This is a genomic window from Nonomuraea sp. NPDC004186 (genome assembly GCF_053603495.1).
Window position 1 is genome coordinate 1 of record NZ_JBSGFQ010000039.1, and the last position, 12,900, is coordinate 12,900.

Consider the following 12,900-nt stretch of genomic DNA (forward strand, 5'->3'; position numbering starts at 1 on the left):
TGGGCCGCCCCCTCGGCGGCCGGCGTCAGCCCCGAGCCGACCGCGACGGTGATCTGCTCCAGAGACGGGCCCTTCACCGGGGACAGGAACTCCAGTGCCGGCGCGGTGGCGCTCTTGTCGATGTACGCCTGAAGGTCCTTGGCCACCTGCACGGCGTCGTCCGGCAGCTTGGCGCCCGTGATCCGGTACGGCCCCGAGGGCTGCACGACCTTGCTGACCGCTTCGGTCGCGGCCGGCGAGGCGACGAAGGCCAGGAACTTCTTGGCCGCGTCCAGGTTCTTGGTGGTCTTGGGGATGTAGACGCCGCCCGGCTCCCAGAGGGTGGCGCCGTTCTTGGCCGGGTCGGTGCCGGGGATGCCGAAGAAGCCGACGTCGGTGGCCGCCTGCGGCATCGTGTCCACCAGCGGCGGCACCTGGGCGCTGAGCATCGGGTAGTGCGCGCCCTTGCCCTCGACCAGCATCTTCATGCCCTGGTCGGCGGTCGCCGAGCCGAAGCCCTCGTTGAGGTAGCCCTTGGCCTTGACGTCGGCCAGGTGCTGGAACCCGGCCAGCGCCGCCGGCGTGGTGGCGAACTTGGCCTTGCCCGCGGTGTAGTCGGCGGCGAAGCTCGGGACCGCGGCCTGGACGTTGTAGAAGTCGCCGAGCACGAACAACTGCGAGGTCCAGGTGTCCTTGAACGTCGAGATCACCGGCGCGATCCCGGCCGCCTTGATCTTCTCGTTGTTGGCCATGAACTCGTCCCAGGTCTTCGGGACCTGCAGGCCGAGCTTCTCGTAGACCTTGCGGTTGTAGAGGATGCCGCCGCCCAGGGCGGTGCCGGAGGGCACGCCGAACACGTGGTCGCCCTGGCTCACCACCGGCAGGAAGTCCTTCTGGACGTTCTGGATCGCCGGGTCGCCGGCCAGGTCGACCAGGGTCTGCGACGGGTTGAGCGCTTGCAGCAGCGACCCGGAGTTGTACGCGAACACATCCGTCATGTCGCCCGTCGAGAGCCTGGTCTTGACGATGTTGTCGCCCTCGCTGCCGGGCGGTCGCGTCTCCATCTCGATCTTGATCTTGGGATTGGCCTTCATGAAGGCTTCCGTCATGGCCTTGGCCGTGTCGACCGAGCCCTGGCCGTTGTCCACGAGGTATTTCAGGGTGACTGTGCCGTCGGCTGCCGGCTCGGCGCCCGAGCTTGAGCCGCAGGAGGTCAGGGCCGTCATCGTGAGAACGGCCAGAGCCGCTCCCAGCGCGCGGTGAGAGGTCTTCACAACGCCCCTCCGGGTCCGTTGAATCGTTTTAACGCCCCCCGATGCGAGTTAACGTAAGCGTTACAGGGCCTGGCGGTCAAGGCTCGATTTGAGGAACGGTCCCCAATCGTGATCCACGTGGAGCGGGTGGACTCTTGGATATCCGATCTCTTGAATGGGTAACGTTATTCATCGCGGCACCGGCCTGGAGCTCGTACAATCGGGTCGCGTCGAGTCGAACGGGGTGCGTCACATGGTCACGCGCGACGGGCGGCGACGGGTGACGATCACCGATGTGGCGAGCCACGCCCGGGTCTCCACCACCGCCGTGTCGAAGGTGCTGCGCAATGCGTACGGGGTCAGCGAGGCGATGCGCGTCAAAGTGCAGGCCGCCATCGACGAGCTCGGCTACCGGCCGCAGGCCGCGGCCCGGGCGATGCGGGGGCGCACGTTCACGTTCGGCGTGGTGCTGCCGCACATCAGGAACCCGTTCTTCGCCGACATCCTCGACGGCTTCGACGAGCAGATCGCGGGCGCCGGCTACCAGGCCATCATCGTCCAGGGCAGCGGCAGGGACGCCGAGGCCGAGGTCCGCGCCATCGACGCCCTGGTGGACCGGCAGGTGGACGGGATCCTCGTCGTCGCCGCCGTCATCGCCAGGGCCCGCCTCGAAGAGATGGCCAGGAACACGCCCACCGTCGTGCTCGGCCGCCACGACCGTTCGGCGGTCTACGACTCCGTGCTCGACGACGACGAGGCGGGGGCCGAGCTCGCCGTCGAGCATCTCATCGCGCTCGGCCACCGCCGCATCGCGCACATCACGCAGAAGGACGTCGGGGCCGTCCGCTCCGTGACGCTGCTGCACACCATCAGGGCCAGGACGTACGAGCGGGTGATGGCCGAGCACGGCCTGGCCGAGCACATCGCTCTCGCCGCCACCGCCTACACCGAGGAGGGCGGCCACCAGGGGACATGCGAGCTGCTGGCCCGCACGCCCCGGCCCACGGCCATCTTCGCCGGTGCCGACCAGGCGGCCTTCGGCGCGCTCGCGGCCATTCACGAGGCCGGGCTGGCCGTCCCCGGCGACGTCTCCGTGGTCGGCTACGACAACGCCCGCGCGGCGGCCCTTTCACACATCTCGCTGACCAGCGTGGACCAGGACGGGGTCATCATGGGCAAGACGGCGGGGCGGCTGCTGCTGGAGCGGATCGAGGGCCGCACGACGGCGGTGCGCTTCTCCGTCACGCCCACCCTGGTGACCCGCCGCTCCACCGCCCCGCCCGCCTGACGCGCGGGCGTCAGGTCAGAAGGAGTACGGGCCGAAGCGGCCCCAGGCCACGACGGCGGCCAGCAGGAGGAGCACCGCGTTGACGACGATCCCCTGGTATTCCTTGCGGCGGACGTGTACGACCGCGGCCCCGATCATGACGATGACCAGGCCGGCGGCGGCCAGCGGCGTCAGCACCGGGACGATGCCCAGCGCCGCGGGCAGGATGAGCCCGATGCCGGCCAGGACCTCCAGGGCGCCGATGCCCTTGACGGCGCCAGCGGAGAAGTCCTCCGTCCAGGCCAGGCCGGAGGTGGCCAGCTTCTCCTTCGGCTGGGACAGCTTCATCAGCCCGGCCCCGAGGAAGGCCAGGGCGAGGAGGCCGGCGATGATCCACAAAACGACGTTCATCGGAAGTCCGATCGATGGCGAGATGACTTAAAGCTTCAACCGGAAGATACGCACGTCGTACTTGAAGCGTCAAGCGTGAGTCGACGCGTGATCACTTGATTCATCAAGTTAGAGTGGAGAACATGGAGCACCCTCAGGAGCCGCGCTGGCTGACCGCCGAGGAGATGGAGAGCTGGCTGGCTCTGGTCACCGTGCTGATCAAGCTGCCGGCCGCGCTGGACGGGCAGCTGCTGCGCGACGCCGGGATCAGCCACTTCGAGTATCAGGTGCTGGCCGGGCTGTCGATGACCCCCGAACGCACCATGCGCATGAGCGACCTGGCGGTGATCTCGGAGGGGTCGCTCTCCCGCCTCTCCCACGTCGTCAACCGGCTGGAGAAGCGCGGCTGGGTGCGCCGCACGCCGGACCCGGACGACGGCCGCTACACCCTGGCCATCCTCACCGGGGAGGGCTGGGAGAAGGTCGTCGAGACCGCCCCCGGGCACGTCGAGGCCGTACGCGGCTTCGTCTTCGACCCCCTCACCAAGGCGCAGATCCGGCAGCTGCGCGAGATCGGCCGCCGCATCACCCACGCCATCGACCCCGGCGACGGCTGCCTCGACCGGCACCCGGCCACGGCGCGCCCGGAGCCCGACCCCGACCCCATCCCCAACCGGGAGCCCTCATGACGTCCATCCTCAACCCGGACATCCCAGCCGGGGCCTACGACGCTTTCCTGCCCGGCGCTGCCCCGGGCGCGGGCCCAGCGCCCCTGGACGCCCGCCGACGGCCCGCTCCCCGCTCTCTACCTCAGCCACGGAGCGCCCCCGCTCTTCGACGACGGGCCCTGGATCGGCGAGCTGTTCGCCTGGGCGCAGTCGCTGCCCAAGCCCAGGAGCATCCTCATCGTCTCCGCCCACTGGGAGGCCGCGCCGCTGGCCCTGTCCGCGCCCGCCGCCGGCACCCCGCTGGTCTACGACTTCGGCGGCTTCCACCCGCGCTACTACGCCATGACGTACGACACCCCCGACGCCGGCGCGCTCGCCCGGCGGGTGGCCGCGATGATGCCCGACAGCGAGCCGGTCCACCAGCACCCCAGCCGCGGCCTCGACCACGGGGCGTGGGTGCCGCTGATGGCCATGTACCCGCTCGGCGACATCCCGGTGCTGCAGCTCAGCATGCCGACCCACGACCCCGACCGGCTGCTGGAGCTCGGGGCGCGGCTGGCCCCGCTGCGGGAGGAGGGCGTGCTGGTGATCGGCTCGGGGTTCATGACGCACGGGCTCCCCTTCGTCACCTCGGAGATGCTCCACCGGGGCGTCGTCCCCGCCTGGTCCTCCGACTTCGACGCCTGGGCGGCCGACGCCCTGGCCAGGGGTGACGTGGGGGAGCTGGCGGCGTTCCGGACCCGCGCGCCCGGCATGCCGTACGCGCATCCGACCGTCGACCACTACATCCCGCTGTTCGTCACGCTGGGGGCGAGCGGCCGGGTGGACCGGCCGGTGGCGACGATCATCGACGGCTACATGATCGGATTCTCCAAGCGGTCCTTCCAGACGGTCGCGTAGCGCCGATACGTACGGCAAGAATCCAGAAAGTTTCGGTCAGCGTGACGGCGGCGCGGTGCTGGCCCGGACGATCAGCTCGGTGCCCAGCTCGACCCGGGTCTGCGCCAGCGGCTCGCCCTGCGCGAGCTTCATGAGCATGGTGGTGGCCGTGGCGGCCATCTCGGTGAGCGGCTGGCGGACCGTGGTCAGTGGCGGGACCGCCCACTGCACCGAGGGCAGGTCGTCGAAGCCGACGACGCTCAGGTCACCGGGGATGCGCAGGCCCAGCTCGTAGGCGGCGCGATAGACGCCGACGGCCTCCCCGTCGTTGCAGGCGAAGATCGCGGTCGGCGGGTCGGGCAGGCGCAGCAGCCGGTGGGCCTGGGCCAGGCCGCCCTCGATGATGAAGTCGCCCGAGCCGATCAGCTCGGGGTCGACGGGCACTCCGGCCAGGTCGAGCGCGGTGCGGTAGCCGTCGAGCCGGGCCCGGCTGGACAGGGCCCAGTCGGGCCCGGTGATGACGGCGATGCGGCGATGGCCGAGGTCGAGCAGGTGGCGGGTGGCCGACAGGCCGCCGCTCCAGTTGCCCGCGCCGACCGAGGGGACGCCGGGCCCGGGATCGCCCGACGGGTCGAGCAGGACGATGGGGATGTCGCGGGTGACGAGCTGGTCGCGCTGCTCCTTGGTCAGTCCGGAGAACACCGCGATCACGCCCGCCGGGCGGCGGCTCAGCACGCCTTCGATCCAGCCGTGCCCGGGGCCGGAGCGCTGCTGCATGTCGGAGATCACCACGGCCAGGTGGTGCTCGCGGGCGACCTGGTCGACCCCCTTGATCATCTCGATCGGATAGTCGCCGCCCAGAGCGTGGAACACCACCTCCACCAGGGCGGACGCGTTGACGCGCCGGCGCTGCCGGCGGTAGCCGTGGCGGCGGATGAGGCCCTCGACGAGGGCGCGGGTCTCGGGGGCGACCTCGGAGCGGCCGTTGACCACCTTGGAGACGGTCGCGGTGGACACGCCGGCCAGCTCGGCGAGCTGCGTGATGGTCAGCGGCTGTGGCGTGGCGGACGGCTCCTCGGTGGCGGTCATGGCCGCAGTCTAACGGGAGGGTTTCGGATTGTGGGACCGATTGTTTCGGCGGTCTTACGAGGAGGTTCTTGACGGGTTTCGGGAATTCGACCTAGAGTCCGGGCTTAACGATCGGACCTTGGACCGAAACTTTCCGACGCGCTGGCGAACCCCCCATTCGAAGGAGCGCGGCATGCATCGACCTGTCTCCAAACGCGGCGTGACGGCCGCGCCCGCCTACTACGACATCGCCCCAGCGCTCCGCTCCTGAGCGCCGGCCCCCACCGAAAGAGACCGACGTGAAGCTCCGCAACGTAACCCCGGTCGTGCTCGCCGCGGCCCTCGCCCTGTCCACGGCCGCCTGCGGTGGCGGCGGTGGCGGCACCCCGTCCCAGCCGTCGGGCGGCGACAGCAAGTCGTTCGAGTTCTGGTCGTTCTCCGGGATCGACCAGAAGGCCTCCGTCGACGACTACCAGAAGCAGAACCCCGGCTGGCAGATCAAGCTCACCGAGGTGGGCAGCTCGGTCGAGACGGCGCAGGCGCTCACCACGGCACTGGCCGGCGGCAAGGTGCCCGACCTCGTCCTCATCCAGGGCGACGACCTGCCCAAGTTCGTCCAGCAGCCCCAGAACTTCTACGACCTGCGCCAGCTCGGCGCCGACAAGATCAAGGGCGACTACCTCGACTGGGTGATGAGCGCGAGCACCGCCAAGGGCGGTGAGATCATCGGCATCCCGACGGACGTGGGCGGCATGGCCGTCGCCTACCGGGCCGACCTGTTCAAGGAGGCCGGGCTGCCGACCGACCGCGAGGAGGTGGGCAAGCTCTGGTCCACCTGGGACGCCTTCATCGAGACCGGCAAGAAGTACACCGCCAAGACCGGCAAGGCGTTCATGGACAACGCGGCCACCAGCGTGTTCTACCAGGCGGTCAACCAGGGACCGCAGAAGTACTACGACCCCTCGGGCAACGTGGTCTACAGCACCAGCCCGCAGGTCAAGACGGCCTTCGACCTGTCGCTCAAGGCCGTGCAGGCCGGGATCACGGCCAAGCAGGGCTCGTTCACCGAGGGCTGGACCGCGGGCATGGGCAAGGGCCAGTTCGCGGTGATCTCCGCGCCGTCGTGGATGCTGGGTGCGATCCGCAGGAACGCCCCCGACACCAAGGGCAAGTGGGACGTCGCCACCATCCCCGGCGGGGCGGGCAACTGGGGCGGTAGCTACCTGGCGATCCCCAAGGGCGCCAAGAACGCCAAGGCGGCCTGGGAGTACATCACCAAGACCCAGTCGCCGCAGGGCCAGCTGACGCACTTTTTGGACTCCGGCTCGCTGCCCACGACCCCGTCGGTCTACAAGGACGCCAAGCTCACCGGGCTGAAGGACGAGTTCTTCTCCGGCGCGCCGATCGGCGCGATCTACACGAACTCGCTGCTCGGGCTCAAGCCGTTCTACATCGGCCCGGACAGCTCCGCCATCGGCCAGGAGCTGCAGAACGCGATCACGAACGTCGAGCAGGGCAAGGGCGATCCGGCCAAGGCGTGGGACACGGCGCTGGCCAACGTCAAGACGGCCATCGGCAAGTAGGATCAGCGTGACGACGAGCCTCAGCACGCCGCGGGCGGTGGAGACGCCGCCCGCGCTCACGACTCGGGTGCGGCAGAGCATCGGCGAGCGCATCGCCCCTTACTTCTACATCGCCCCGTTCTTTCTGATCTTCGCGGTCTTCGGCCTGGTTCCGCTGCTGTTCACGTTCTACGTGGCGCTGTTCGACTGGAACCCCATCGGCGAGCACGTCTTCATCGGCTTCGACAACTTCAGCCGCCTGCTCGCCGACGCCCGGTTCTGGAACGCGCTCAAGAACACGATCAGCATCTGGGTGCTGTCCACCGTCCCGCAGCTGGTCCTGGCGCTGCTCCTGGCCCACCTGCTCAACCACGCGCGGCTGCGGCTGGCGGTCTTCTTCCGGATGTCGATGCTGGTGCCGTACATCACCTCGGTGGCGGCCACCACGATCGTCTTCGCCCAGATGTTCGACCGCGACTACGGCCTGCTCAACTGGCTGCTCGGGTTCGTCGGCGTGGAGCCCATCGACTTCAAGCAGTCGGTGTGGGGCAGCCACCTGCTGATCGCCGTGATGGTGACCTGGCGCTGGTTCGGCTACACGACCCTGCTCTACCTGGCCTCGCTGCAGGCGATCCCGCGCGCGATCTACGAGGCGGCGTCGGTGGACGGCGCGGGCGGGTGGAAGCAGTTCCGCCACATCTCCATCCCGTCGCTGCGTCCCGTCATCGTCTTCACGGTCGTGACCTCGACGATCGGCGGGCTGCAGATCTTCACCGAGCCGCTGCTGATCTCCCGGTCGCAGACCTGCGGGGCGATCCGGCAGTGCCAGACGCTCACGTTGTTCCTGTACGAGCAGGGCTTCGGCCAGTTCCAGTTCGGTTACGGCGCGGCCATCGGCGTGGCCCTGTTCGTCCTCGTCATCGTCGCCGCGACGGTCAACTACCTCCTGTCCACCCGCATCCGCCCGGAGCGCTGATGACCTCCAAGAGCAATCGGGTCCCCTGGTGGACCTACCTCCTGCTGGGGCTGGCGGCGTTCGCCTGCATCTTCCCGCTGTACTGGATGTTCGTGGTGGCCACGACCGACTCGGCGACCGCCACCCAGCTGCCGCCGAAGATCACGCCGGGCGGCAACTTCTTCCACCTGGCCGAGCTGGTGTTCACGACCGTGCCGTTCGTGCGCTCGATCGTCAACAGCCTGATCGTGGCCGGGATGATCGCCGTCGGGCACGCGGTGCTCTGCTCCCTGGCCGGGTTCGCCTTCGCCAAGCTGCGCTTCCCCGGCCGCAACGTGCTCTTCCTGATCGTCGTGCTCACCATGACCGTGCCCACGCAACTCGCGGTCATCCCGCAGTACATGATCATCTCTGCCCTGGACTGGGTGGACACGTTGCAGGCCCTCATCGTGCCCGGCCTGGCCAGCGCGTTCGGCATCTTCTGGATGCGCCAGCACCTGTCCACGACGATCAGCGACGAGATCCTGCAGGCGGCCCGCATCGACGGGGCGAACACCTGGCAGATCTTCTGGCGCATCGCGTTCCCGCTGGTGCGGCCGGCCGCGTTCGTGCTCGGGCTGCTCGGCTTCGTCACCTCGTGGAACGACTTCCTGTGGCCGTTCATCGTGCTGAAGTCGCCCGAGATGTACACCGCGCAGATCGCCATCAAGGCGCTGCAGAACAGCCTCGACGTCGACCTCGGCCTGGCCATGTCGGGCTCTTTCCTGGCCACCCTGCCGCTGCTGGTGCTGTTCGTGTTCGTCGGCAGGCGGATGGTGGCGGGGATCATGGACGGCGCCTTCAAGGGCTGAGAACTCACATTAAGGAAGTCATGACATTCGTGAATGAGCCGTGGCGTGACCGCGGCCGCCCGTCCGCCGAACGCGTCGAGGCCCTGCTGGCCGAGATGACGCTGGAGGAGAAGGTCGCGCAGCTCGGCTCCGTGTGGATCCAGACCGACGACCCCGGCAACGTCGCGCCCCTGCAGGACCGCTTCGCCGCGGTGGAGGGGCTGGAGGAGCGGCTGCGCGACGGGGTCGGGCATCTCACCCGCGTGTACGGCACCGCGCCGCTGTCCGCGGCCGAGGGCGCGGCCCGGCTGCGGGAGCTGCAGGAGCGCGTGGTGGCCTCGAACCGGCTCGGCGTGCCCGCGATCGCCCATGAGGAGTGCCTGACCGGGTTCGCGACGTTCGGGGCGACCGCGTACCCGACGCCGCTGGCCTGGGCGGCGACGTTCGACCCCGGTCTGGTCGAGCGCATGGCGGCGGCGATCGGCGCCGATCTGCGGGACGCGGGCGTGCACCAGGGCCTGTCGCCGGTGCTGGACGTCGTACGCGACTATCGCTGGGGGCGGGTCGAGGAGACGCTGGGCGAGGACCCGTACCTGGTGGGCAAGATCGGCGCGGCCTACGTGCGCGGGCTGGAAAACACCGGGATCATCGCCACCCTGAAGCACTTCGCCGGCTACGCGGCCTCGCGCGCGGCCCGCAACCACGCACCCGTCAGCATCGGCCCGCGCGAGCTCGCCGACGTGATCCTCCCGCCGTTCGAGACGGCGCTGCGCGAGGGCGGCGCGCGTTCGGTGATGAACTCCTACACCGACCTCGACGGCGTCCCGGCCGCCGCCAGCGCGGACCTGATGCGGCGGCTGCTGCGGGACGAGTGGGGGTTCGAGGGGACGGTGGTGTCGGACTACTGGTCCGTCCCGTTCCTCGCCTCCATGCACCGGGTGGCCGAGGACGTCGCGGCGGCGGGCGCGATCGCGCTGTCGGCCGGGATCGACGTGGAACTCCCCGACACCCGCGGGTACGGCCGCAACCTGGTCGAGCAGGTGAAGGCGGGCCACGTCGACGAGGCGCTCGTGGACGAGTCGGTACGCCGCGTGCTCCGGCAGAAGGTCGACCTCGGCCTGCTGGACGGCGGCCCGCTCGTCCCGGACGGCGCCGAGGACGTGGACCTGGACAGCGCGCGCAACCGCGAGCTGGCCGCCGAGGTCGCGGAACGTTCCATCGTGCTGCTGTCCAACCCCGGCCGGGCCCTGCCCGTCGACCCGCTCGTGACCTGGCGGCTGGCGGTCATCGGGCCGTGCGCCGACGACCCGCGTACCCTCATGGGCTGCTACTCCTTCCCCAACCACGTGCTCGACCGCTTCCCCGAGAGCGGCATGGGCCTGCCGGTCGCCTCGATCCTGGAGGGCCTGACGGCCGAGTTCCCCCACGCCGACGTGCGCCACTGCCTCGGAGCCGAGGTGTCGGGCGACGACGCGTCGGGGATCCCCGAGGCCGCCGAGGTCGCCGCCCAGGCCGACCTGGTGCTGCTGTTCGTCGGCGACCGGGCCGGGATGTTCGGCGGCGGCACGTCGGGCGAGGGCTGCGACGCGGCCGACCTGCGGCTGCCCGGCCGCCAGGCCGACCTGGTCGAGGCGGTCCTGGCCACAGGCACGCCGACCGTGCTGGTCGTGGTGTCGGGGCGGCCTTACGCGCTCGGCGCCTACCAGGACCGGGTGGCCGCCGCGGTCCAGGCGTTCTTCCCCGGGGTCGAGGGTGCGACCGCCGTCGCCGGCGTGCTCAGCGGCCGGGTGAACCCGTCCGGGCGGTTGCCCGTGCAGATCCCGTACTCGCCGTTCGTGAACCCGTCCACCTACCTCCAGCCACCCCTGGGGCAGAAGGCGGAGGGCATCACGGTGCTCGACCCGACCCCGGCTTTCCCCTTCGGGCACGGGCTGTCGTACGCGGCGATCACGTACGAGGCCATGCGGACGTCGAGGGCGGAATACGGCACGGACGGCGTGGTCGACGTGCGGGTGACCGTGCGCAACGACGGTGACCGGCGCGCCGAGGAGGTCGTGCAGGTCTACGCCACCGACCCGGTGGCCCAGGTCGCCCGGCCCGTCCAGTGGCTGGTCGGCTTCGCCCGCGTGCCCCTCGACGCGGGGGAGAGCCGCGAGGTGGTCTTGGAGGTGCCCGCCGAGGCGTTCTCGTTCACCGGGCTCGGCGGGCGGCGGCTCGTCGAACCGGGGGAGATCGTGCTGTCCTCCGGGCCGTCGGCCGCCGACCTGCCGCTGAGCGCGTCCATTCGGCTGGTCGTCGATCCCGCGAAGGAGGGGTGAACGTGCGTACGTACGGCAACCCCGTCGTCGCCGGCTTCCATCCGGACCCCAGCGTGTGCCGGGTCGGCGAGGACTACTACCTGGTGTGCTCCAGCTTCGAGTATTTCCCGGGCGTGCCGATCTTCCACAGTCGCGACCTCGTGCACTGGCGCCAGATCGGCAACGTCCTCGACCGGCCCTCGCAACTGAACCTGCCGCCGGACGTGCCCGCCTCCGGCGGCATCTACGCGCCCACCATCCGCCACCACGACGGGCGCTTCTATGTGATCACCACCAACGTGAGGGCCGGCGGCAACTTCATCGTCACCGCCGAACGCCCCGAAGGCCCCTGGTCCGAGCCGGTCTGGATCGACCTGCCCGGCATCGACCCCGACCTGACCTGGGACGAGGACGGCGCCTGCTGGTGCGCCTTCTCCGGCACGCAGGTGGCGCGCGTCGATCCGGCCGAGGGCAGGATGCTGGAGGGGCCGTACCAGGTCTGGTCCGGCACCGGCGGGAAATATCCGGAAGCGCCGCACCTCTACCAGGTGGACGGCTGGTGGTACCTGCTCATGTCCGAGGGCGGCACCGAGCGCGGCCACGCCGTCTCGATCGCCCGCGCCCGCTCGCCGCGCGGCCCGTTCGAGCCCGGCCCGGTCAACCCGATCCTGACGCACCGCGGCACCGACCGGCCCATCCAGAGCACCGGCCACGCCGACCTCGTTCAGGCCGCCGACGGGACCTGGTGGATGGTCCTGCTCGGCACCCGCCCGCGCGGCTACACCCCCGAGTACCAGGTGCTCGGGCGGGAGACGTTCCTCACGCCCGTACGGTGGGAGGACGGCTGGCCGGTCGTGGGCCCCGTCGAGGAACGCCACCCGGCGCCCGCCGCCTGGCACCCGCTCCCGCCCGAGCCCTCCCGTGACGACTTCGACGAGCCCTCGCTACGGCCCTGCTGGATCTCGCCGCGCGGCCGACCGGACGGCTCCTGGTCGCTGACCGAGCGGCCCGGCCGGCTGACCCTGCACGCCACCGGCCCGACCCTCGACCGGCCCGGCCACACCTTCGTCGGCCGCCGCCAGCAGCACCACGACTGCCGCGTCACCGCCCTGCTGGAGCCGGGCGCGGGCACGGCCGGGGTGTCGGTCCGGATGGACGAGGCCCACCACTACGACCTGGAGGTCCAAGGGGGGCTGGTGCGGGTGGTCGCGCGCATCGGCCCGCTCCGGCAGTGCCTGGCCGAGCGTCCGGTGCCGCCTGGGCCGCTCACGCTCGCTCTCGACATCCGTACCCGCGACATCCTGCCGCCGTCCGTCATCTCACCGGCCGACGAGCCGGTGGGGGTGGACGGCCGGGGGCCGGACACCATCGCCTTCTCGGCGGACGGCACGCTCCTGGCCGAGCTGGACGGGCGCTACCTGTCCACCGAGGTGGCCACCGGGTTCACGGGGCGGGTGATCGGGATGTACGCGACGGAGGGGAGCGCGAGCTTCGACTGGTTCGACTACCAGCCCGCCGACCACTGACCGGACCGCCCACCCTTCGGGAGGAGCGGCTCAGGGCGTGATGGGCGGCGGAGGCGGGCTGCCTCCGCCCCCCGGAGGACGGCAACGCCGTACGGGGTCCTCTCCTCCCGAGGGGCGCCAACCTCGTGCGGCGAGCCCCCGAGGGATGCCAACCCGGTGTGGCGGCCCCCTCCTCCCGAGGGACGGCAACTCCGTGCGGTGGCCCCTCATCTCCCCCGGAAGGGCG

At 70.6% G+C, this 12,900-nt stretch carries 11 protein-coding genes; 8 read left to right on the forward strand and 3 right to left on the reverse strand.

Features of this window, described 5'->3' with window-relative positions; genetic code table 11:
- Window positions 1-1,253, reverse strand: a 1,253-nt coding sequence (locus tag ACWEPL_RS29025) for an ABC transporter substrate-binding protein (RefSeq protein WP_452438009.1), incomplete at its 3' end; no start/stop codon positions are given.
- 232 nt (window positions 1,254-1,485) lie between these two features.
- On the opposite strand from ACWEPL_RS29025, the gene ACWEPL_RS29030 reads away from it, so the two are divergent.
- Window positions 1,486-2,520: a LacI family DNA-binding transcriptional regulator gene (locus ACWEPL_RS29030; RefSeq protein ID WP_350740890.1), complete on the forward strand. Its 1,035-nt coding sequence runs from the start codon at window positions 1,486-1,488 to the stop codon at window positions 2,518-2,520.
- 15 nt (window positions 2,521-2,535) lie between these two features.
- Here ACWEPL_RS29030 and ACWEPL_RS29035 read toward each other — a convergent pair whose 3' ends face one another.
- Window positions 2,536-2,910, reverse strand: coding sequence for a DoxX family protein (locus ACWEPL_RS29035; RefSeq protein ID WP_452438010.1), 375 nt, complete (start codon window positions 2,908-2,910; stop codon window positions 2,536-2,538).
- Window positions 2,911-3,032: 122 nt separating this feature from the next.
- Between ACWEPL_RS29035 and ACWEPL_RS29040 the strand changes: the two genes are divergently transcribed.
- Window positions 3,033-3,578, forward strand: a complete 546-nt coding sequence (locus ACWEPL_RS29040; protein WP_452438011.1) for a MarR family winged helix-turn-helix transcriptional regulator — start codon at window positions 3,033-3,035, stop codon at window positions 3,576-3,578.
- A gap of 216 nt (window positions 3,579-3,794) precedes the next feature.
- Complete coding sequence (locus ACWEPL_RS29045; RefSeq protein WP_452438060.1) at window positions 3,795-4,457, forward strand: dioxygenase family protein; 663 nt, start codon at window positions 3,795-3,797, stop codon at window positions 4,455-4,457.
- Between the two features lie 36 nt (window positions 4,458-4,493).
- Here the strand turns inward: ACWEPL_RS29045 and ACWEPL_RS29050 are convergent, their stop codons facing one another.
- Window positions 4,494-5,525, reverse strand: a complete 1,032-nt coding sequence (locus ACWEPL_RS29050; RefSeq protein ID WP_363982280.1) for a LacI family DNA-binding transcriptional regulator — start codon at window positions 5,523-5,525, stop codon at window positions 4,494-4,496.
- A gap of 278 nt (window positions 5,526-5,803) precedes the next feature.
- Here ACWEPL_RS29050 and ACWEPL_RS29055 point away from each other — a divergent pair, with 278 nt between their 5' ends.
- Genes ACWEPL_RS29055 through ACWEPL_RS29075 form a run of 5 tightly spaced genes read left to right on the forward strand, consistent with a single transcriptional unit; the run spans window position 5,804 to window position 12,674 of the window.
- Window positions 5,804-7,087, forward strand: a complete 1,284-nt coding sequence (locus tag ACWEPL_RS29055) for an ABC transporter substrate-binding protein (protein ID WP_452438012.1) — start codon at window positions 5,804-5,806, stop codon at window positions 7,085-7,087.
- 7 nt (window positions 7,088-7,094) lie between these two features.
- Window positions 7,095-8,042, forward strand: a complete 948-nt coding sequence (locus ACWEPL_RS29060) for a carbohydrate ABC transporter permease (protein WP_452438013.1) — start codon at window positions 7,095-7,097, stop codon at window positions 8,040-8,042.
- A complete protein-coding gene (locus tag ACWEPL_RS29065; protein ID WP_452438014.1) occupies window positions 8,042-8,872 on the forward strand; it encodes a carbohydrate ABC transporter permease in 831 nt (276 codons plus the stop codon). Before ACWEPL_RS29060 ends, ACWEPL_RS29065 begins: the two co-directional genes overlap by 1 nt.
- Window positions 8,873-8,892: 20 nt before the next feature.
- A complete protein-coding gene (locus ACWEPL_RS29070; RefSeq protein WP_452438015.1) occupies window positions 8,893-11,169 on the forward strand; it encodes a glycoside hydrolase family 3 N-terminal domain-containing protein in 2,277 nt (758 codons plus the stop codon).
- On the forward strand, window positions 11,166-12,674 hold the full coding sequence (locus ACWEPL_RS29075; RefSeq protein ID WP_452438016.1) for a glycoside hydrolase family 43 protein: 1,509 nt from the start codon (window positions 11,166-11,168) through the stop codon (window positions 12,672-12,674). The genes ACWEPL_RS29070 and ACWEPL_RS29075 overlap by 4 nt, the downstream gene beginning before the upstream one ends.
- Window positions 12,675-12,900: the final 226 nt, after the last annotated feature.

Bases quoted from the DNA above. Each gene is read 5' to 3' on its own strand.
- ACWEPL_RS29065 (WP_452438014.1), top strand. From the start codon at position 8,042: ATGACCTCCAAGAGCAATCGGGTCCCCTGGTGGACCTACCTCCTGCTG.
- ACWEPL_RS29035 (WP_452438010.1), bottom strand. From the start codon at position 2,910: ATGAACGTCGTTTTGTGGATCATCGCCGGCCTCCTCGCCCTGGCCTTC.
- ACWEPL_RS29050 (WP_363982280.1), bottom strand. From the start codon at position 5,525: ATGACCGCCACCGAGGAGCCGTCCGCCACGCCACAGCCGCTGACCATC.
- ACWEPL_RS29030 (WP_350740890.1), top strand. From the start codon at position 1,486: ATGGTCACGCGCGACGGGCGGCGACGGGTGACGATCACCGATGTGGCG.
- ACWEPL_RS29040 (WP_452438011.1), top strand. From the start codon at position 3,033: ATGGAGCACCCTCAGGAGCCGCGCTGGCTGACCGCCGAGGAGATGGAG.
- ACWEPL_RS29070 (WP_452438015.1), top strand. From the start codon at position 8,893: ATGACATTCGTGAATGAGCCGTGGCGTGACCGCGGCCGCCCGTCCGCC.